Below are 18,464 nucleotides of genomic sequence, written 5' to 3' on the forward strand. Positions count from 1 at the left end.
AGGGCAAGCATGTCACGTTGGCCATTCAGGAAAAACCCCGGGCCGGTTCGACGACGCCTCAGGCCGCCCCGGCCAGGCGCGCGGCCTCGTCCAGATCCACGCTGACCAGGCGCGACACGCCCGGCTCGCGCATGGTCACGCCGGAGAGCTGGTTGGCCGCCTCCATCGTCGCCTTGTTGTGGGTGACGAACAGGAACTGCACCTTCTCGCTCATCTCCTTGACCATCGCCGCCAGACGGCCGACGTTGGCCTCGTCCAGCGGCGCGTCCACCTCGTCCAGCAGGCAGAACGGGGCCGGGTTGAGCTGGAAGATCGCGAACACCAGGGCCACCGCGGTCATCGCCTTCTCGCCGCCGGACAGCAGGGAGATGTTGGACACGCGCTTGCCCGGCGGGCGGGCCATGATCGCCACGCCGGTGTCGAGCAGGTCCTCGCCGGTCAGCTCCAGGTAGGCGTGGCCGCCGCCGAACAGGCGCGGGTACAGCGCCTGCACGCCGGAGTTGACCCGGTCGAAGGTGTCCTTGAAGCGGCCGCGGGTCTCGCGGTCGATCTTGCGGATCGCCTCTTCCAGGGTCTCCAGCGCGGTGGTCAGGTCGGTGTTCTGCGCGTCCAGGTACTGCTTGCGCTGCTCGGCCTCGCCGCATTCCTGGATCGCGGCCAGGTTGACCGGCTCCAGCCGGCGCATGCGCGCGTCGATCTGGACCACCGAGGCCTCCCACTCGCGTGGGTCGGCGACCTCGGGCAGGGAGTTGACCACGTCGTCCATGGCCTGGCCGTCGGCAACGATCGCCTGCACCAGCTGCTCGGCCTTGAGCTGCAGGGCCTGCTGCTCCAGCCGGCGCTGGGCGATGCGCTCGCGCTGGGCCAGCGACTGCTCGTCGCGCTGCTGGCGCGATTGCTCGTGGCCGCGCAGTTCGTGGTCGATCGCGTCGAGCACGCTCCGGGCCTCGCCCAGCGCGCGCTCCACCCGCACCCGTTCGGCCAGCGCGGCCTGGTGCTCGGCCTCCAGGGTCTGCACGGGGGTGTCGCCGGTGTCCAGCTGCGCGCTCAGTTCGCCCAGGCGCGAATCCAGCTGGCCGCGCTGGGCGTCCATCCTTTGCAGGGCCTGGGTCAGCGAGGCGATCTGGGTGCGCTGCGATTCCAGGCCCAGGGCCAGGGCATGGCTGGCGTCGCGGCTGGCGCGGGCGGCGTCGCGGGCCAGGTCGCGGGCCTCGGTGCGCTGGCGGCGCTCGGCCTCCAGCGCCTGGCGCGCGGACTCCAGGTCGCCCATCGACACCACCGCGTCCTCGAGCCGGCTGCGCGCCTCGCGCGCCTGCTCGCGGCTGTCGTCCAGGGTCTGCGCCAGCTGCGCCAGTTCGCTTTCGATCCGCTCGATCCGTTGCCGCGCGGTGTCCATCCGGCCCTGCTGGCTCTGCAGCTGGCCGGCCAGCTCGGACACGGCGCGGTGCGCCAGGTACAGCTGGCGCTGGGCGTCCTCGCGCGCCTGCTCGGCTGCCAGCAGCTGGTCGCGCTGGGTGGCCAGGCGCTCTTCCAGCCCGGCCTCGCTTCGCTGCAGTTCCTCGATCGAGGCGCGCAGGGACTGGATCTCGCGCTCGCGCAGCAAAGCGCCCTGCTTGGCCGCGCCCTGGCGCGAGACCCGCACCCAGCCCTCGCCCAGGCGCTCGCCGGCGCGGGTGATGATCGAGTCGCCCTCGCCCAGCCGCGGCAGCAGGGCGCGGGCCTGGGCCAGGTCGTCGGCGGCATGCAGGCGCGCCAGCAGGCGGCGCACGGCCAGCGGGCCGCGGACCTTGGCGGCGAGCGAGGTCGGCGCGAATGCGGCCTCGCCGGCCTCGTCGGCCACCAGCGCGATCCGGCCCTCGCCGAGGTCGGCCAGGGCTTCGACCAACTGCTCGGGCGCATCGACCAGCACGCCCTCGATCAGCTGGCCCAGGGCGCTTTCGACCGCGTTCTCCCAGCCGTCGTCGACGATGAGCTTCTCGCCCACGCGCGCGGCCGAATCCAGCCCGCGCGCCTTCAGCCAGGCCACCGCCGCGCCCTGCTCCTGGCCGAGCGCGGCCTGCTGCAGGGTCTCCAGCGAGGACAGGCGGCCGCGCGCGGCCTGGGCCTGCTTGCGCACCTCGGCCAGTTCGCCCTGGGCGCCGCGCTGCTGTTCCTGCAGGGCGGACACGGCCTGCTTGCGCGCCTCCAGCTGTTCGTTGAGGCCGTCGACCGCGGCCTTCTGGGTCTCGTGCTGGATCTGGGCCTGCTCGAAGGCCTCGGCCAGCGCCTCCAGGTCCAGGCCGGTGCGCTCGGACGCCAGCGCCTCGCGCCGGCGCTCGGCTTCCAGCGCCTGGCGGTCCAGGTAGTCGACCCGGGTGCGCTCGACCTCGCCGGCACGGGTGGCCTCGGCCGCCTGGCGGCCGTGGGTCTCCCAGCGCTGCTGCCAGTCGGCCAGCGCGGCCTCGGCCTCGCGCAGGGCTTCCTGGCGGAACACGTCGTCCTCGCGCAGCTGCTCCAGCCGCGGCTCGGCCTCCTCGACCGCCTCGCGCAGGGCTTCGAGCTTCTCGCGGTCGCCGCCGATGTGGCGGTCCAGCTCCTCCAGCGCGGTAGCGGTCTCGTCCCGGGCCTGGTTCAGGCGGCTGGACAGCTCGCGCTGGTGCTGGATCTGCTGCTCGATCCGGGCCAGCACCCCGCCCACCTTGTAGACCTCGGCCTGGGCGGCGTTGAGCGCCTCGGCGGCCTCCTCGCGGCGGACCCGGCCGGTCTCGATCTCGCGTTCGGCCTCGCGCTGGCCGGCCACGATCTGTTCGAGCCGGGTCTCCTCCTGCCCCAGGCGCTCGCGCAGGCCTTGCAGCTGCTGGTCCAGGGCGCGGAACTGCAAGGCCTTCCACTGCGCGTCCTTGACCTTGCGCTCGGCCGCGAGGGCCTGGTACTGCTCGGCCTGGCGGGCCTGGCGGCGCAGGTGGTCGAGCTGCTTGTCGATCTCCTCGCGCAGGTCGTTGAGCCGGTCCAGGTTCTCGCGGGTGTGGCGGATCCGGGTCTCGGTCTCCTTGCGCCGTTCCTTGTACTTGGAGATGCCGGCGGCCTCTTCCAGGTACACCCGCAGGTCCTCGGGCCGGGCCTCGATGATCTGGCTGATCATGCCCTGCTCGATGATCGAGTAGCTGCGCGGGCCCAGGCCGGTGCCCAGGAACAGGTCGGTGATGTCCTTGCGCCGGCACTTGGTGCCGTTGAGGTAGTACTGGCTCTGGCCGTCGCGGCTGACGACGCGCTTGACCGAGATCTCGTTGAAGGCGGCGAATTCGCCGGCGATGGCGTGGTCGGAATTGTCGAAGATCAGCTCGACCACCGCCTGGCTGACCGGCTTGCGCGCGGCCGAGCCGGAGAAGATCACGTCGGTCAGCGAATCGCCGCGCAGGCGGCTGGCCGAGCTCTCGCCCATCACCCAGCGCACCGCGTCGATGATGTTGGACTTGCCGCAGCCGTTGGGACCGACCACGCCGGTCATGTTGGTCGGCAGGTGCAGCGTGGTCGGGTCGACGAAGGACTTGAACCCGGACAGCTTGATCGTGGACAGGCGCATGCGGCGGTCGCTTTCCTGGTGACTTTCCCCGTGGCCGGGGAAGGGCTTCGGTCTGGTACGGCACCGGGGGCACGGCGCGACGCGCCACCGGGCTGAAGTGTTTTATCCGGAAAACCAGCCAAGTGGTTGATTCACAATGGCTGCACCCCTGCCGGAACAGGGCCGGACCGGGCAGTATAGCCGCCGCCGCGGCCGCTTCCGCGGGCCATGCCGGGCCGCCGTCGCAGCTTCATCCGTCGTCCCGGCGAACGCCGGGACCCAGCGCCTTCCCGCCGTCCGCACACGAGCCGGCCCCACGCGCCGGTTTGACCAGGATCAGGAATCGCTCCCGCCCCAGCGCCTAGACTGCCGGCCAAGGTTCAGGACACCGCCCGGAGGGCACATGCAGCAGCACGACCACGACATCGCCATCGTCGGCGCCGGCCCGGTGGGCCTGTGCCTGGCCCGCGCCCTGGCCCTGCAGGGCTGGCGGGTGGCCCTGGTCGAGCGCCAGGCCGAGGCCGCGCTGGCCGAACCGGCCTTCGACGGCCGCGAGATCGCCCTCACCCACGCGTCGGTCCGGCTCTTGCGTGAGCTGGGGGTGTGGGAGCACATCCCCGCCGCCGAGGTGTACCCACTGCGCACCGCGCGGGTGATGGACCGCGACCTGGCCCACGAGATGCGGGTCGTCCCCGAGCCCGGCGCCGGCGACCGCCTCGGCGACCTGGTCGCCAACTCCCTGATCCGGCGCGCGGCCTGGCTGGCGGTGCGCCAGACCCCGGGCATCGAGTTGCATGCAGGGGCCACGATCGATTCGGTCCACGCCGGCGAGGACGAAGCCCGGCTGCAGCTGCGCGACGGCCCGCTCCTGCGCGCGCGCCTGCTGGTGGCGGCCGACAGCCGCTTTTCCGAGACCCGCCGCGCCCTGGGCATCGACGCCGACCTGCACGATTTCGGCAAGAGCATGCTGGTGTGCCGGATGCGCCACGAAGGCCGCCACGAACACGCCGCCTGGGAATGGTTCGGCCTCGGCCAGACCCTGGCCCTGCTGCCCTTGTCCGAGCACCTGGCCTCGGCCGTGATCACCCTGCCCGGCGAACAGGCCCGGCAGCTGGCGGCACTGGACGAGGCCGCGTTCGCCGCCGAACTGGAACGCCGCTACGACCGCCGCCTCGGGCGGATGGAACTGGCCGGCAGCCGCCACGTCTATCCGCTGGTGGCGACCTGGGCGCGGCGTTTCACCGGCCCCCGCCTGGCCCTGGCCGGCGACGCGGCGGTAGGCATGCACCCGGTCACCGCCCACGGCTTCAACCTCGGCCTGACCGGAGTCGAGCGCCTGGCCGGGGTCGCCGCGATCGCGATGCGCCAGGGCCGCGACCCGGCCAGCCCGGCCCTGCTGGCGCAGTACGACCGCCGCCACCGCCGCGGCTGCTGGCCGCTGTTCCAGGCCACCCGCGCGGTGGTCGGCCTGTACACCGACGACCGCCTGCCGGCGCGCTGGCTGCGCGCCGCCGCGTTGCGCGCCGGCGGCAACCTTGCACCGTTCCGGCGGATGCTGGCGACGACCCTGACCAATGCCGGCCCGGTCGATCCGAGTCCCTTGCAGCGGCTGCGGGCGGGCCTGGCGCAGCTGCGGCCGGGCGTCTCCCTGTAAGGGCTCAACCGCGCTGGCGGTCGATCCAGGCCACGAAGCGATCAAGGAAATCCTCCAGGAATTCGCGCGTGTCCTGCTTGGTGACCTTGCCTTCGCCGTCCACCAGCCCGTCCTTGAACTGGATGTAGGCCTCCGGCTGAGGCAGCACCGCCAGGTCCAGGTAGGACAGCACGTTGCGCAGGTGCTGCTGGGCCATGGCCGTGCCGATCGCCCCGGGCGAAGTCCCGATCACCGCCGCCGGCAGCCCGGCGAACGCGCTGTCGCCGTACGGCCGCGAGGCCAGGTCGATCGCGTTCTTGAGCGCGCCCGGAATGGAGCGGTTGTATTCGGGGGTGACGAACAGCACCGCGTCGGCGCCGCGGACCTGCTCCTTGAGCGCCTTGCCCGCCGCCGGGTAGTCGCCATCGAAGTCCTGGTCGTAGAACGGCAGCGCACCGATGTCGACGTAGTCGAACTCCAGCCGGTCCCCGCCCAGCCGCTCCAGCGCCCGCGCCAGCTGGCGGTTGAACGAGTCCTTGCGGAGGCTGCCGACGAATACCGCGAGCTTGCGCTTGTCCATGGGGGTGGCCTGCTTCGGGGGAACAGGCCACGGATGCTAGGCCGGGCCACGCTCGCACCGGGTGAAGGCACGCCTTTGTAGGAGCCGGTCTTGCCGGCGACGGTGGAGGCGGATGTGCCGATGGCACCCGGTTCCACGCAGACGCATCCGCCATGGCGGTCGCCGGCAAGACCGGCTCCTACACGCCGCGGGCGGACCGCCAGTACGCATGCCAGGCCTGGAACATCAGCACGTTCCACAGGTGTGTGTGCCACTTGCGCTCGCCTTCGCGGAACCCGCGCCAGACCGCGCCCACCCGCTCCACCTCCAGCAAGCCTTCCCGCCGCAGCCGTGCCGGCTCCAGCAGGTCGCCGGCCCAGCCGGCCAGGTCGCCGCGCAGCCATTCGCTCACCGGCGCGCCGAAGCCGCGCTTGCCGCGATCGACCATCGCATCGGGCAGGTAGCGGCGCAGCACCCGCTTGAGCAGGTACTTGCTGGTGCCCTCGCGCAGCTTCAGCTCCAGCGGCAAGGACCAGGCGAACTCGGCCACCCGCCAGTCCAGCAGGGGCGCGCGCGCTTCCAGGCTCACCGCCATGCTGGTGCGGTCGACCTTGCACAGCAGGTCGTCGGGCAGGTAGGCCATGAAGTCGGCCAGCATCATTGCTTCGGCCTCGTGCCCCACCAGGCCCAGAGGATCGGCCTGGCGGTAGACGTGCTCCGGCTCGCGCCCGCCGACCACCGCCGCGCCGGGATCGCGCCAGCGCGAGATCCGGTTGCGATAGACGTCGCCGATCCCGCGCGCGCCCATTTCCGCCAGCAGGGCCGCGCCGCCGCCGGCGCGCGAAGCCTCGCCGCGCCCGCCCGGCAGCCCCGCCAGCCCGCGCCGCAGCAGCCGCGGCCCCTTGCGCAGCATCGACCAGTTGCGCAGGGCGCGCTGGTAGCGGCCGTAGCCGAAGAACAGCTCGTCGCCGCCGTCGCCGGACAGGGCCACGGTCACGTCCCGCCGCGCCAGCCGGCAGACCAGGGCGGTCGGCACCTGAGAAGCGTCGGCGAACGGCTCGTCGAACATCGCCGGCAGCTGCGGCACCACCGCCAGCGCGTCGGCGCCGTCCAGGTACAGCTCGGTGTGGTCGGTGCCCAGGTGGCGCGCGACCTCCAGCGCCAGCGGCGCCTCGTCGTGGCGCGAGCCGCGGAAGCCGATGGTGAAGCTGCGCACCGGCCGCCCGCTCTGCGCCTGCATCAGCGCGGCCACGGTCGACGAATCGGTGCCGCCGGAGAGGAACACCCCCACCGGCACGTCGGCGACCATGCGCAGCCCGACCGCGTCGCGCAGCAGCCCGTCCAGGGTCGATTCGGCCTCTTCGGCGCTGCCGGCGAACGGCCGCGCCAGGGCCGCGCGCATGCGCTCGCGCGGGTCCCACCAGCGCCGCTGGTCGCGGTGCGGATCGTGCGCGGCCGCGCCGGCGGCGACCGCGGCCGCGTCCAGCCGCAGCAGGCAGCCGGGCATCAGCTTGAACGCGCGCTCGTGGATGCAGTGCGGCGCCGGGATGTAGTCCAGCCGCAGGAGCAAGGCCAGCGCATCGCGGTCCACACCGTTGTCGAACGCCGAATGCCGCCACAGGGCCTTCAGCTCCGAGCCGAACACCAGGGCGTCGCCGGCCCAGCCGTAGTACAGCGGCTTCTTGCCGACCCGGTCGCGGGCCAGCCACAGGCAGCGCAGGCGCCGGTCCCACAGGGCGATGGCGAACATGCCGTTGCAGCGCCCCAGGGTGTCCTCGATCCCCCACTCCGCGATCGCCGCCAGCAGCACCTCGGTGTCGGAATGGCCGCGGAAGCGGTGGCCCAGCGCGCCCAGCGCCGCGCGCAGGGCGGCGAAGTTGTAGACCTCGCCGTTGTAGGCCATCACGTAACGGCCGTCGGCCGAGACCATCGGCTGGTGGCCGAGCGGCGACAGGTCGAGGATCCCCAGCCGCCGGTGCGACAGGGCGATGCCGGCCTGGGCATCCACCCACACGCCGGCATCGTCCGGGCCGCGGTGGGCCAGGGCGTCGGCCATCGCCTGCGCCTGCGCCGCCAGCGCATCGCCGTGCAGGCGCGGCTGCGGCAAAAGCAGCCCGGCCAACCCGCACATCTCAGTCCACCAGCGCCGCGGCCGCGGCGACGATGTCGTCCTCGCCCGGGATCACCAGGAACGCGGCCCCGGCCAGCGGGGTGTAGGTGTCGGCGCCGACCACCCGGCCGAACGGACGGGCGCGGTAGCCGCCTTCGGCAATGGCGGTGATCACGCCCTCGCCCACGCCGGCGCTGCGCCGGCCCTCGTCCACTATCAGGACGCGCCTGGCCGTGCGCGCCTGTTCGACGATGAAGGCCTCGTTGAGCGGCACCAGCCAGCGCAGGTCCACCACCCGCACCTTCCAGCCGCGCTCGGCCTCGATCCGGCGCGCGGCGCGCAGGCTCATCGGCACGCCGTTGCCGTAGGTGAACACCACCAGGTCGTCGGCGTCGGGGGCGTACACGCGCCCTTCGCCCAGGACCATGGCCTCGCCCTGCTGCGGGTACGGGAACAGCCACTGGCCGTCGCCGGTCTCGTGCAGGTCCTTGCTCATGTACAGCGCGATCGGCTCCAGGAACACCGCCACCCGGCCGTCCACCTTGGCCAGCGCCGCCAGGGTGCGCAGCATCGTCGCCGCATCGTCGCCGCGCGAGGGGCAGCCGACCACGATCCCGGGGATGTCGCGCAGGGCGGTGATCGAGTTGTCGTTGTGGAAGTGGCCGCCGAAGCCGCGCTGGTAGCCCAGCCCGGCGATCCGCACCAGCATCGGGTTGCGGTACTGGTCGTTGCTGAAGAACTGCAGGCTGGCCGCCTCGCCGCGGATCTGGTCGCAGGCGTTGTGGTAGTAGGCCAGGTACTGGATCTCCGGCAGGGGCAGCATGCCCATGTTGGCGTAGCCCTGGGCCAGGCCGAGGATCATGGTCTCGTCCAGCAGGGTGTTGAACACCCGCGCGCCCTTGAACGCCTTCTGCAGGCCTTTGGTCACGGTGTAGACGCCGCCCTTCTGGGCCACGTCCTCGCCGAACAGCAGGGTCTCCGGGTACTTGGCCATCAGCTCGTGCAGGGCCTGGTTGATCTGGATCGCCAGGTGGCGCGGGGCCTGCTGCTCCGGCAGCTTGTCCTCGCCCCCGTAGGCGGCGATGCGCGCCGGCTCCGGCGCCGGGCGCGCGGCCTCGGCGGCCACCGCATCTGGCGTGTACGGCGCCAGCGGCGCGACCACCTCGGCCAGCGAGGCCAGCCGGGGCCGGCGGTCGGCCTCCTCGGCGGCGGCGAAGCAACGCCTGCGGGTGGCCTCGTACGAAGCGAGCAGCTCGTCGGCCGACATCAGCCCGGACTCGAGCGCGATCGCCGCGCTGCGCAGCAGGGGGTCGGTCGCCTCGACCGCGCACAGCTCCTCGATGCTGCGCCATTCGATCTCGAAGTCGGTGCCGGCGTGGCCCATGATCCGGGTGGTGCGCAGGTGCAGGAAGGTCGGCCGCCGGGTGCGCCGGCAATGCTCGACCGCGGCCTGGACCTGGCCGTAGCCGGCGGCCAGGTCCAGGCCATCGGCGTGGAAGTAGTCCAGGTCGGGACGGCTGCGGAAATTGCGGCCGATCCAGCCGTCGGGCGTCTTCACCGAGATCCCGATGCCGTTGTCCTCGCACACGAACAGCACCGGCGCCGGCAGGCCCTGGTAGGCGGTCCACGCCGCCGCGTTGAACGCGGTCTGGGCGGTGGCGTGGTTGCTGGAGGCGTCGCCGAAGGAGCAGACGGCGATGCTGTCGGCCGGCACCGGCAGGGGGTGGCCGATCCGCCGCGCCTGCTCGATCGCCACCGCGGTGCCCAGGGCCTTGGGCAGGTGGGAAGCGATGGTCGAGGTCTGCGGCAGCACCCACAAGGGCTTGCTGCCCCAGACCTTGTGCCGCCCGCCGGAGGCCGGGTCCTCGGCGCTGGCGGCGAAGCTCAGCGCCGAATCCATCACCGGGTCCATGCCCGGCAGCTTGCGGAAACGCTCGGCCATGAAGCCGCCGCTGCGGTAGTGCAGGAACGCCGGATCGGTATGCCGGGTCAGCCGCGCCACCATCGCGTTGCCTTCGTGGCCGCTGCTGCCGATGGTGTAGAAGACCTTGTTCTGCACCCGCAGGACCCGCGCCATCAGGTCCAGGTGGCGGCTGATGAGCTGCGACTCCAGCAGCTCGCGGAAGCCGCGCGCGTCCAGCGCGCTGCCCGGCAGGACCGGGGCATCGTCGCGCGGCCGCGGCGCCGGCGTGCCGCGCCAAGCGCGCACGAACTCGGCGAAGTTGCGGTCGCAGATCTCGGCACGGTTGATGCCCCGTTTCCAGGCAGGGATGGGCCAGGCGGGGATGGCGGCGGGGACGGCAGCGTTCATACGGTGCGGTTCGGAAGGCTCGTGGCTGTGAGGATGTCGCGGTCCAGCTGTTCAATCGCCGGCAGGATCTTGCAGCAGGTGCCGGACATCGACATGTCGTGCACGGTGGTCACGCGTGCTGTCCCTGGCGCGCCATCCACTCGGCACGGTCCTGGCCCCAGATCTCCACCGGCTTCTCGTGGTGCGGCTCGGGCAGCAGGCCCATGCGCAGGAAGCGCGAGCCGAGCTTGGCCGCCACTGCCCTGGAGTTCGCGTTCTCCGGGGCGATGGTGTGGATCACCTCGTCCCAGCCGAGGACGTCGAAGGCCCAGTCGATGCAGGCCGTCGCCGCTTCCGGCGCATAGCCGCGGCCCCAGCGCGAACGCACGATGCTCCAGCCGACCTCGGTACCCGGCCAGCCTTCCGGCTGCCACGGCCCGATCCGGCCGACCCATTGCCCGCTGTCCTTCTCGATCACCGAGAACATGGCGAAGCCCTTCAGGTGCCAGGCGCCGAGCATCGCCGCCAGGCTGCGCCAGGCCACCGGCCGCGGCTGGGTGCCGCCGATGTGGCGGACCGCCTCCTCGTCGGCGAGGAACCGTGCCCAGGCCTCGAAGTCCTCCTGCCGCGGCAGCCGCAGCAACAGGCGCGGGGTTTGCAGTTGCAGTTCGGACAGATCCATCGCCACCTCCGGCTCCAGCCCAGTCTGCGGAAGGCGTGGGCGGACCCTGCCCTCCTCCCTTGCGCCGCCTCCCGCGGCGGGAGGCGGCGTCGCTCAGAACGCGCTGATCCCGGTCAGCTCGCGGCCGATCACCAGCTGGTGCACGGTTTCGGTGCCCTCGTAGGTGATCACCGATTCCAGGTTGAGGGCGTGGCGGATGGCGGCGTGCTCGGTGGTGATGCCGGCGCCGCCGAGCAGGTCGCGGCATTCGCGGGCGATGTCGATCGCCATCCGGCAGTTGTTCCACTTGGCCAGCGAGACCTGCTGCGGCTGCATCGTCCCGGCGTCCTTGAGCCGGCCCAGCTGCAGCACCAGCAGCTGCGCCAGGGTGATCCGGCGGGCCATCTCGGCCAGCTTGATCTGCGCGCTCTGGGTCGCGGCCACCGGGCGGCCGAACAGGATCCGCTCCTTGCTGTAGTTCAGGGCCTCGTCCAGGCAGGCGATGGCCGCGCCGATCGGACCCCAAGTGATGCCGTAGCGGGCTTGGGTCAGGCAACCCAGCGGGCCCTTGAGCCCCCTCACGTTCGGCAGGCGGCTGGCGTCGGGCACGCGCACGTTGTCGAAGAACAGCGAGGAGGTCACCGAGGCGCGCAGCGACATCTTGTGCTTGATCTCCTGGGCGCTGAAGCCTGGCGTGCCCTTCTCCACGACGAAGCCCTGGATGCCCTCGTCGGTCTGCGCCCAGACGATGGCGATGTCGGCCAGGTTGCCGTTGGTGATCCACATCTTGGAGCCGTTGATCACCCAGTCGCCGCCGTCCTTGCGGGCATGGGTCTTCATGTTGGCCGGGTCCGAGCCGCCGTGCGGCTCGGTCAGGCCGAAGCAGCCGATCACCCGGCCGGCGGCCATGTCCGGCAGCCAGCGGCGGCGCTGCTCCTCGCTGCCGTAGGCAAAGATCGGATACATGCACAGCGAGGACTGCACGCTGACGAAGCTGCGCAGGCCGCTGTCGCCGCGCTCCAGTTCCTGGCAGATCAGGCCGTAGCTGACCGCGTTGAGCCCGGCACAGCCGTATTCCTCCGGCAGGGAGGAGCCGAGCAGACCCAGCGCCGCGACCTCGGCCACCAGTTCCTTCGGGAAGCGGCCCTGGTCGAAGCACTCGCCGATGATCGGGATCACCCGCTCGTCGGTGAACCTGGCCACCGCGTCCTGGACGGCGCGCTCCTCGTCGCTGAGCAGGGAACGCACGTCGAACAGGTCGTAGGCGGACAGGGCCATGGCGGATCGGGGCTCGTTGACGGGATGGTTGCGATTGTATCGGTCCCGCGCCCCGGGCGGGCAAGCCTCGGCCGTGGATGCGCCGGAAAAGACGAAGGCCGGCTGCAAGGCCGGCCTTCGCGCGGATCAGCGATGGGGGAATGTCACTGCCTGTTCGTCGCCGGCTCGGCCGCGGCGGTCGCGGTCACGATCTTGCCGTCGACCACCGGCAGGCGGTCGCTTTCCGGCTTCTCGTCCAGGCGCAGGCTGCCTTCCCTGTCGTTGTAGACGTAGGTGACGTCGTAGCCGATGACCTTGTCGGCGTTGCCCATCGCCACCCGGGTGCCGGGCTTGCTGGCCATGCGCATGGTGCCGGTGGTGCCGTCGGCGTTGCGGTAGGTGACGTTGTAGCCGGTCACCCGGGTCGACTCGGACACCGCGGTTTCGGTGTGGCACTGGCGCTCGGTGCGGGTGACGACCTTGCCGCCGACGTGGCGCTTGTCGACCTGGTTGCCGATCACGCCGCCGGCGATCGCGCCGGCCGCGGTGGCGGCCTTCTTGCCGCTGCCGCCGCCGACCTGGTTGCCGAGCAGGCCGCCGATCACCGCGCCGGCCACGGTGCCGCCGACGTTGCCGTCGCGCTCGGGCGCGCGCTCCTGCACCACCACGTCCTCGCAGACCTCGTGCGGAGTGCTGGTCTGGGTGGTCTCGCGCACCGGCTCGGTGCCGATCACGGTGGCGTAGACCTTTTCCTTTTCGGTCACCGGCTCGACCTTGAGCACCTGCGCGTACTGCAGGGTGTCGGTCTCCAGCGCGTCGCTGGCGGTCGCCTCGTCCGCCGCCAGCGGCGCGGTCTCGGCCGCCACCGGATCGGGCTGGCGATCGCGGTTGTTCATGTAGGCCGCAGTGGCGATGCCGCCGACCAGCAGGGCACCGGCGGCGATCAGGATGGTGGACGCTTGCTTCATGGTCTGGCTCCCGGCGGGTCAGGGGTGGTCCCGCGAATCCGTGGCGGCATTGCATCACGGCAAACCTGAACAGGAGGGCGAACATCCTGGAAACGCATACAACCGGACGCGAACCGCCGGCATGCTAGCGTTCCGCACCACACCCCACGAGCCGGATGCGATGGCCAATCCCCTGCTGCTGCCGTTCCTGGAATGGGCGCGCCGCCTGCGCTTCCCGACCCTGTTCAAGCTGACCGCGGCCGCGTTTGCGATCAGCGTGCTGTGGCCGTTCGATCCGATCCCGTTCATCGACGAGATCGCGCTGGGCCTGGGCACCCTGGTGCTGGCCAACTGGAAGCGGCGCAAGGAGCCGCCGGTGCTGCCCGGGTCCGGTTCCCGGCCGCACTGAAGTCCGCCCGAACGTGCGCCTGGTCGACAGCCACTGCCATCTGGACGCGGACGAGTTCGACCCGGACCGAGCGCAGGTGATCGAACGCGCCCGCGCCGCCGGCGTGGACCGGCAGCTGGTGCCGGCGGTCACCGCGGCCAGCTGGCCGAAGCTGCGCGAGGTCTGCCGCGCCGCGCCCGGACTGCATCCGGCCTACGGCCTGCACCCGACCTTCCTGGCTGAGCACCGGCCGGAGCACCTGGACGAGCTGGGCGCCTGGATCGAGCGTGAGCGGCCGCTGGCGATCGGCGAATGCGGCCTGGACCTGTTCGTCGCGGGCCTGGATCCGCAGGCCCAGGCGCTGTACTTCGACGGCCAGCTGCGGCTGGCGCGCGATGCCGGGCTGCCGCTGATCGTGCATGCGCGGCGTGCGGTCGATGCGGTGATCGCATCGATCCGCCGCATCGGCGGCGTCGCCTCCGGCCAGCCCTCGCGCCTGCGCGGCGTGGTCCACAGTTTCTCGGGCAGCCAGCAGCAGGCCCGGCAGCTGTGGGACCTGGGCTTCCTGATCGGCCTGGGCGGCCCGCTCACCTACGACCGTGCCCAGCGCCTGCATCGCCTTGTGGCCGCGATGCCGCTGGAATTCCTGCTGCTGGAAACCGACGCGCCCGACCAGCCCGACGCTGGCATCCGCGGCCAGCGCAACGAACCGGCCCGGCTGCGCACGGTACTGGAAACCGTGGCCCACCTGCGCGACGAGGATCCCGCGCACATCGCCGCGGCCACCACCGCCAACGCCGAACGCCTGTTCGCCCTGCCCGCCTCTCCCGTGTAGGCGCCGGTCTTAAACCGGGCGCCGCTTGAGCAGCAGCTCCAAGGCCTTGCCCACTGCCGCGAACGCGAATGCGCCGGTCACGTGGGTGGCCGCGCCCAGTCCCGCGCCGCAATCCAGCTTCAGCGCCGCATCGGCGTCCATCTGCGGGCGCACCCCGCAGACGCTGCCGTCGGCCTGCGGGTACTTCACGTTCTCCAGCGAATACACCGCCGGCACGCCGAAGAAGCGGTCAGGGTTGCGCGGGAAGTTGAAACCGGCGCGCAGGCGCTTGCGTACCAGCGCCAGCATCGCGTCCTGCTCGGTGCGCGAGAGGTCGCGCACCCGCACCAGGGTCGGATCGGTGCGCCCGCCGGCCGAGCCGACGGTCACCAGCGGCAGCTTGCGCCGCCGGCACCACGCGATCGCCTCGACCTTGACCTTGAGGCTGTCGCAGGCGTCGACCACCAGGTCGATGCCCTCGCCCAGCAAATCCTCCAGGTTGGACGCGGCCAGGAACGCCGGCACCGCGCGCGCGTCGATCGCGGGATTGATCGCGCGGCAGCGCTCGGCCATCGCCTCGGCCTTGTTGCGCCCGTACTGGCCGGCGATCGCCGGCAGCTGGCGGTTGGTGTTGGACACGCACAGGTCGTCGGCATCGATCAAATCGAGCGCACCGACCGCCGAGCGCGCCAGCGATTCGGCGACCCACGAACCCACCCCGCCCAGGCCGACCACCGCCACCCGCCGGCCGGCGAGCCAGGCCACCGCGCCGCGGCCGTACAGCCGGTCGATGCCGGCGAAGCGTTCCAACAAGATCCGATCCATGCGCACATTCTAGGCGGTGGCAGCGCACGGCGGCCGGGGGGCGCGTTGCGATCCGTGCCGCGCCTTATCATTGCGCGGTCGCCAACCACTTCCGGAGCCAGCCTCGATGGCCAGCCAGCCAGCCCCCCGCCGCCCGTCCGCCGCCGCCCGCTACCTCGTCGTCCTCGTCATCGGTCTGGTCGCCGGCGCGATCTGCTCGGTGATGCTGCTGCGCGCGCTGCAGGCCCGCCAGGACCCGTTCCCGGACGCGCTGATGCAGGTGATGGGCCGGCAGTCCTCGGAACTGCGCAAGGCGGTGGAGGCCAACCGCTGCACCGCCAGCGACGCGCTACCGCGGCTGCAGTCCTTGCGGGCCATGGCCAACGACGTGGAGACCGCGTTCCCCGGCCTGCGCGACGACACCCGCTTCGCGACCGCGGCCAGCGGCCTGCGCGCCACCCTGGACACCGCCCTGGCCGCACCGCCGCAGGACTGCGCCCAGCTCACCACGGTGGTCGAGCGCGTTGGCGAGGACTGCAAGGCCTGCCATCGCGATTTCCGCTGAACCGGGGCTGAGAACCCGCGCGCCGACGGCCGCGCGCCGGCCGCGATTGGCACTGCATTCACGCCGCCGGCGGGAGGATGCGGGCACGGATCGCGACGGAGACCTCGTGTCCTCCACCGCCTTCCACCCGCTTCGTCACCCATGGAGACGCGCCATGAAGTCCCGCCTGCTCTGCATTGCCGCGATCGGCACCCTGGCCCTCGCCGGCTGCGCCACCACCTCGCCGAACCAGAACTACGGCTACGGTTCCTCGCCCGCCTACCCCTCGCGGACCAGCTGCGCCGACTGCGGCATCGTCACCCGGATCGACGCGATCGCCTCGGGCCGCAGCGCGCCTTCGGCGACCGGCGCGATCCTGGGCGGCATCGTCGGCGCGGTCGCCGGCCACGAGATCTCGGACAAGACCGGGGGCAGCAAGGGCAACCAGAACATCTCCGCCGCGGCCGGCGCGGCCGCCGGCGCGGTGGCCGGCAACGCCATCCAGAACCGGGTCACCTCCGACACCTACAATATCCACGTCCGCATGGACGACGGCCGCACCCTGGTCGTCAACCAGCGCGACCTGGGCGGCGTGCGCGAGAACACCTACGTGCGCGTGGTCAACGGCAAGGTCGTGATCCGCTGACGACCGCCTCCGCGCGGCGCATGCCGCCGGAACCGGAACCCGGAAAAAGAACGGCCCGCTTGCGCGGGCCGTTCTTCCATCCCACGGAAGCAGCGGCTCAGGCCGCCTGCACCGCGTCCGCCTGCAGGCCCTTCTGGCCCTGGACGACGGTGAAGCTGACCTTCTGGCCTTCCTTGAGGCTCTTGAAGCCCTGCATCTGGATGGCGCGGAAATGGACGAACACATCCTCGCCATTCTCGCGGCTGATGAAGCCGAAGCCCTTGGCATCGTTGAACCACTTCACGGTGCCGATCTCGCGCTCTGCCATTACTGCTGACTCCTCGAAACTTAGCTGGGTGGTGGATACGCCGTTGCCACGGCGGCTGGTTGCAAGGAGTACGCGAGGTGGAACGATCGACAGCGGACCAATCACCATCACCATCTGGACCTACCGCAGGCCACGGCACACGGTGACCTTGCCAAGCGCAGCGGCCCAAACTTACCCCTCGTTCAGGTGAAATGCAATCATGTTCCGGACCGCCCCGTACGGGGTCCGGAACACCCCTCAGGAGCCCCGCGGAATGGACATTTCCCTGCTTTGGTACGTGCTAGCCGCGGTGCTGGTCGTGGCCGGTCTGGCCGGGGTGATCCTGCCCGCCCTGCCGGGCCTGCCGCTGGTATTCGCCGGCATGCTGGTGGCGGCCTGGGCCAACGGCTTTGATCGGATCGGCCTTGGCACCCTTCTGGTGCTTGGACTGCTGACCGCGCTGTCGATCGCGGTGGATTTCCTGGCCACGGCCCTCGGCGCCAGGCGGGTGGACGCGGGGCCGCTGGCGATCTGGGGCGCGGCCCTGGGCACCCTGGTCGGGCTGTGGTTCGGCCCGCTGGGCATGCTGTTCGGTCCCTTCGTCGGCGCTCTGGCCGGCGAGCTGTGGCATACCCGCACCCTGCTGCGCGCCACCCACGTCGGCCTGGCCACCTGGCTGGGACTGCTGCTGGGCATCGTCTTGAAGCTGGCACTGGCCTTCGCCATGCTCGGGCTGTTCGTGCTGGCGTGGTTCATCTGATGCCGTTCCCTTTCCCCAGGAGCCTGCCTTGAAGCGCAATCCTTCCCTGTCCGTGGCCACGTGCACGGTGCTGGCCGCTTGGGCGGCGGCATCGCCGGCCGCCGCCCAGGAGATGACCGCGCGCCCGGCCTCGGCCGAAGCCTGCCTGGCGATCGCCTCCAACGCCCAGCGCCTGGCCTGCTACGACGCCGCCCTGGGTTATTCCGCGCCCAGCCCGCAGCAGGCCGACCAGGCTGCGCAGGCCGCCGCCGACCAGGTGCAGCAGGATCGCGCCCAGGCCCGCGGCGCCGAAGGCGAAGGCGCGCCGCAGCGCATCGGCGAACTGTTCCGCCGCGACGACCTGGAACGCGACCCGGTGGCGCGCGCCACCATCGCCAACGCCGGTCGCGGCTCCTTGCTGGACAGCCGCTGGGAACTGGCCAAGGACTCCAAGCTGGGCATCTTCCAACTGCGCGCCTACAAGCCGGTGTACGTGCTGCCCGGCTTCTGGACCAGCAAGGTCAACGACACCCCGTCCTCGCCCAACCCGAACAACACCGTGGGCCAGTCGCAGGAACTGGACAGCCTCGAGGCCAAGTTCCAGATCAGCTTCAAGACCAAGGTGGCCGAGGACCTGTTCGGCGACAACGGCGACGTCTGGATCGGCTACAGCCAGGTCTCGCACTGGCAGGCCTACAGTTCGGAGACCTCGCGTCCGTTCCGCGAGACCAACTACGAGCCCGAGGCGATGCTGGTGTTCCGCAACAACTACAGCCTACTGGGCTGGAAGGGGCGGATGACGGGGCTGAGCCTCAACCACCAGTCCAACGGCCGCAGCGATCCGCTCTCGCGCAGCTGGAACCGGGTGATCCTCAGCGTCGGCCTGGACCGCGAGAACTGGGCCCTGGTGCTGCGGCCGTGGTACCGGATCGAGGAGAACGCGCGCGACGACAACAACCCCGACATCGAGGACTACCTCGGCCGCGGAGACGCGCTGCTGGTCTACAGCCGCTCCGGCCACGAGCTGAGCCTGACCGCACGCCACTCCCTGCGCGGCGGCGACCGTTCGCACGGCTCGCTGCAGTTCGACTGGGGATTCCCGATCAACAACCTCCTGCGCGGCCACGTCCAGGTGTTCGACGGCTACGGCGAGAGCCTGATCGACTACAACCACAAGGCCACCTACGTCGGCGTCGGCTTCGCCCTGCTGGAGTGGTTCTGAACTTGCCAGGGTGCGCCATCGGG

16 protein-coding genes are annotated in these 18,464 nt (G+C 71.5%); 7 read left to right on the top strand and 9 right to left on the bottom strand.

The genetic code is table 11. The features are described from left to right. Window positions 1-58: 58 nt before the first annotated feature. Window positions 59-3,562, bottom strand: a complete 3,504-nt coding sequence (gene smc / locus CSC62_RS06105; RefSeq protein ID WP_162405290.1) for a chromosome segregation protein SMC — start codon at window positions 3,560-3,562, stop codon at window positions 59-61. A 382-nt stretch (window positions 3,563-3,944) separates the two neighbouring features. Here smc and ubiM point away from each other — a divergent pair, with 382 nt between their 5' ends. Next, complete coding sequence (gene ubiM, locus CSC62_RS06110) at window positions 3,945-5,195, top strand: 5-demethoxyubiquinol-8 5-hydroxylase UbiM (protein ID WP_162405291.1); 1,251 nt, start codon at window positions 3,945-3,947, stop codon at window positions 5,193-5,195. Window positions 5,196-5,199: 4 nt separating this feature from the next. Here ubiM and CSC62_RS06115 read toward each other — a convergent pair whose 3' ends face one another. The 6 genes from CSC62_RS06115 to CSC62_RS06140 form a co-directional block, all read right to left on the bottom strand. Beyond that, on the bottom strand, window positions 5,200-5,754 hold the full coding sequence (locus tag CSC62_RS06115) for an NADPH-dependent FMN reductase (protein ID WP_162405292.1): 555 nt from the start codon (window positions 5,752-5,754) through the stop codon (window positions 5,200-5,202). A 178-nt stretch (window positions 5,755-5,932) separates the two neighbouring features. Then, window positions 5,933-7,864, bottom strand: coding sequence for an asparagine synthase (glutamine-hydrolyzing) (gene asnB, locus CSC62_RS06120; protein ID WP_162405293.1), 1,932 nt, complete (start codon window positions 7,862-7,864; stop codon window positions 5,933-5,935). A gap of 1 nt (window position 7,865) precedes the next feature. Next, window positions 7,866-10,154 (bottom strand): thiamine pyrophosphate-dependent enzyme, encoded by a 2,289-nt coding sequence (locus CSC62_RS06125; protein WP_162405294.1) that lies wholly within the window; start codon window positions 10,152-10,154, stop codon window positions 7,866-7,868. 109 nt (window positions 10,155-10,263) lie between these two features. After that, window positions 10,264-10,815 carry a GNAT family N-acetyltransferase gene (locus CSC62_RS06130; protein WP_162405295.1) on the bottom strand — a complete coding sequence of 184 codons (552 nt, stop codon included), beginning with the start codon at window positions 10,813-10,815 and terminating at the stop codon, window positions 10,264-10,266. A 93-nt stretch (window positions 10,816-10,908) separates the two neighbouring features. Then, the gene (locus tag CSC62_RS06135; RefSeq protein WP_162405296.1) at window positions 10,909-12,072 is read right to left on the bottom strand and encodes an acyl-CoA dehydrogenase family protein; all 1,164 of its coding nucleotides are present in this window, start codon (window positions 12,070-12,072) and stop codon (window positions 10,909-10,911) included. A gap of 143 nt (window positions 12,073-12,215) precedes the next feature. Next, window positions 12,216-13,019 (bottom strand): glycine zipper 2TM domain-containing protein, encoded by an 804-nt coding sequence (locus CSC62_RS06140; protein WP_162405297.1) that lies wholly within the window; start codon window positions 13,017-13,019, stop codon window positions 12,216-12,218. A 160-nt stretch (window positions 13,020-13,179) separates the two neighbouring features. Here CSC62_RS06140 and CSC62_RS06145 point away from each other — a divergent pair, with 160 nt between their 5' ends. Both CSC62_RS06145 and CSC62_RS06150 read left to right on the top strand, forming a co-directional pair. Next, window positions 13,180-13,407 carry a DUF6116 family protein gene (locus tag CSC62_RS06145; protein ID WP_162405298.1) on the top strand — a complete coding sequence of 76 codons (228 nt, stop codon included), beginning with the start codon at window positions 13,180-13,182 and terminating at the stop codon, window positions 13,405-13,407. Between the two features lie 13 nt (window positions 13,408-13,420). Then, complete coding sequence (locus CSC62_RS06150; protein ID WP_211368941.1) at window positions 13,421-14,221, top strand: TatD family hydrolase; 801 nt, start codon at window positions 13,421-13,423, stop codon at window positions 14,219-14,221. Window positions 14,222-14,230: 9 nt separating this feature from the next. On the opposite strand, the gene CSC62_RS06155 is transcribed toward CSC62_RS06150, so the two are convergent. After that, entirely contained in the window at window positions 14,231-15,025 is a 795-nt protein-coding gene (locus CSC62_RS06155) for a tRNA threonylcarbamoyladenosine dehydratase (RefSeq protein WP_162405299.1), read from the bottom strand. 106 nt (window positions 15,026-15,131) lie between these two features. Between CSC62_RS06155 and CSC62_RS06160 the strand changes: the two genes are divergently transcribed. Together CSC62_RS06160 and CSC62_RS06165 are read left to right on the top strand one after the other, a co-directional pair. Then, window positions 15,132-15,569 carry a cytochrome c gene (locus tag CSC62_RS06160; RefSeq protein WP_162405300.1) on the top strand — a complete coding sequence of 146 codons (438 nt, stop codon included), beginning with the start codon at window positions 15,132-15,134 and terminating at the stop codon, window positions 15,567-15,569. A gap of 154 nt (window positions 15,570-15,723) precedes the next feature. Further along, on the top strand, window positions 15,724-16,194 hold the full coding sequence (locus CSC62_RS06165) for a glycine zipper 2TM domain-containing protein (protein ID WP_162405301.1): 471 nt from the start codon (window positions 15,724-15,726) through the stop codon (window positions 16,192-16,194). 97 nt (window positions 16,195-16,291) lie between these two features. On the opposite strand, the gene CSC62_RS06170 is transcribed toward CSC62_RS06165, so the two are convergent. Then, window positions 16,292-16,501 carry a cold-shock protein gene (locus CSC62_RS06170; RefSeq protein WP_162405302.1) on the bottom strand — a complete coding sequence of 70 codons (210 nt, stop codon included), beginning with the start codon at window positions 16,499-16,501 and terminating at the stop codon, window positions 16,292-16,294. Between the two features lie 253 nt (window positions 16,502-16,754). Here CSC62_RS06170 and CSC62_RS06175 point away from each other — a divergent pair, with 253 nt between their 5' ends. Together CSC62_RS06175 and CSC62_RS06180 are read left to right on the top strand one after the other, a co-directional pair. Then, window positions 16,755-17,240, top strand: a complete 486-nt coding sequence (locus tag CSC62_RS06175; RefSeq protein WP_162405303.1) for a DUF456 domain-containing protein — start codon at window positions 16,755-16,757, stop codon at window positions 17,238-17,240. A gap of 112 nt (window positions 17,241-17,352) precedes the next feature. After that, entirely contained in the window at window positions 17,353-18,441 is a 1,089-nt protein-coding gene (locus tag CSC62_RS06180; protein WP_162405395.1) for a phospholipase A, read from the top strand. The last annotated feature ends 23 nt before the right edge of the window (window positions 18,442-18,464 follow it).

The organism is Pseudoxanthomonas jiangsuensis (assembly GCF_010093185.1).
Lineage (GTDB): Bacteria > Pseudomonadota > Gammaproteobacteria > Xanthomonadales > Xanthomonadaceae > Pseudoxanthomonas > Pseudoxanthomonas jiangsuensis.

Coding starts and splice junctions, on each gene's coding strand:
- CSC62_RS06130 (WP_162405295.1), bottom strand. CDS start 10,815: ATGGATCTGTCCGAACTGCAACTGCAAACCCCGCGCCTGTTGCTGCGG.
- ubiM (WP_162405291.1), top strand. CDS start 3,945: ATGCAGCAGCACGACCACGACATCGCCATCGTCGGCGCCGGCCCGGTG.
- CSC62_RS06115 (WP_162405292.1), bottom strand. CDS start 5,754: ATGGACAAGCGCAAGCTCGCGGTATTCGTCGGCAGCCTCCGCAAGGAC.
- CSC62_RS06165 (WP_162405301.1), top strand. CDS start 15,724: ATGAAGTCCCGCCTGCTCTGCATTGCCGCGATCGGCACCCTGGCCCTC.
- CSC62_RS06160 (WP_162405300.1), top strand. CDS start 15,132: ATGGCCAGCCAGCCAGCCCCCCGCCGCCCGTCCGCCGCCGCCCGCTAC.
- CSC62_RS06170 (WP_162405302.1), bottom strand. CDS start 16,501: ATGGCAGAGCGCGAGATCGGCACCGTGAAGTGGTTCAACGATGCCAAG.
- asnB (WP_162405293.1), bottom strand. CDS start 7,864: ATGTGCGGGTTGGCCGGGCTGCTTTTGCCGCAGCCGCGCCTGCACGGC.
- CSC62_RS06155 (WP_162405299.1), bottom strand. CDS start 15,025: ATGGATCGGATCTTGTTGGAACGCTTCGCCGGCATCGACCGGCTGTAC.
- CSC62_RS06175 (WP_162405303.1), top strand. CDS start 16,755: ATGGACATTTCCCTGCTTTGGTACGTGCTAGCCGCGGTGCTGGTCGTG.
- CSC62_RS06140 (WP_162405297.1), bottom strand. CDS start 13,019: ATGAAGCAAGCGTCCACCATCCTGATCGCCGCCGGTGCCCTGCTGGTC.
- CSC62_RS06145 (WP_162405298.1), top strand. CDS start 13,180: ATGGCCAATCCCCTGCTGCTGCCGTTCCTGGAATGGGCGCGCCGCCTG.
- smc (WP_162405290.1), bottom strand. CDS start 3,562: ATGCGCCTGTCCACGATCAAGCTGTCCGGGTTCAAGTCCTTCGTCGAC.
- CSC62_RS06135 (WP_162405296.1), bottom strand. CDS start 12,072: ATGGCCCTGTCCGCCTACGACCTGTTCGACGTGCGTTCCCTGCTCAGC.
- CSC62_RS06180 (WP_162405395.1), top strand. CDS start 17,353: ATGACCGCGCGCCCGGCCTCGGCCGAAGCCTGCCTGGCGATCGCCTCC.
- CSC62_RS06125 (WP_162405294.1), bottom strand. CDS start 10,154: ATGAACGCTGCCGTCCCCGCCGCCATCCCCGCCTGGCCCATCCCTGCC.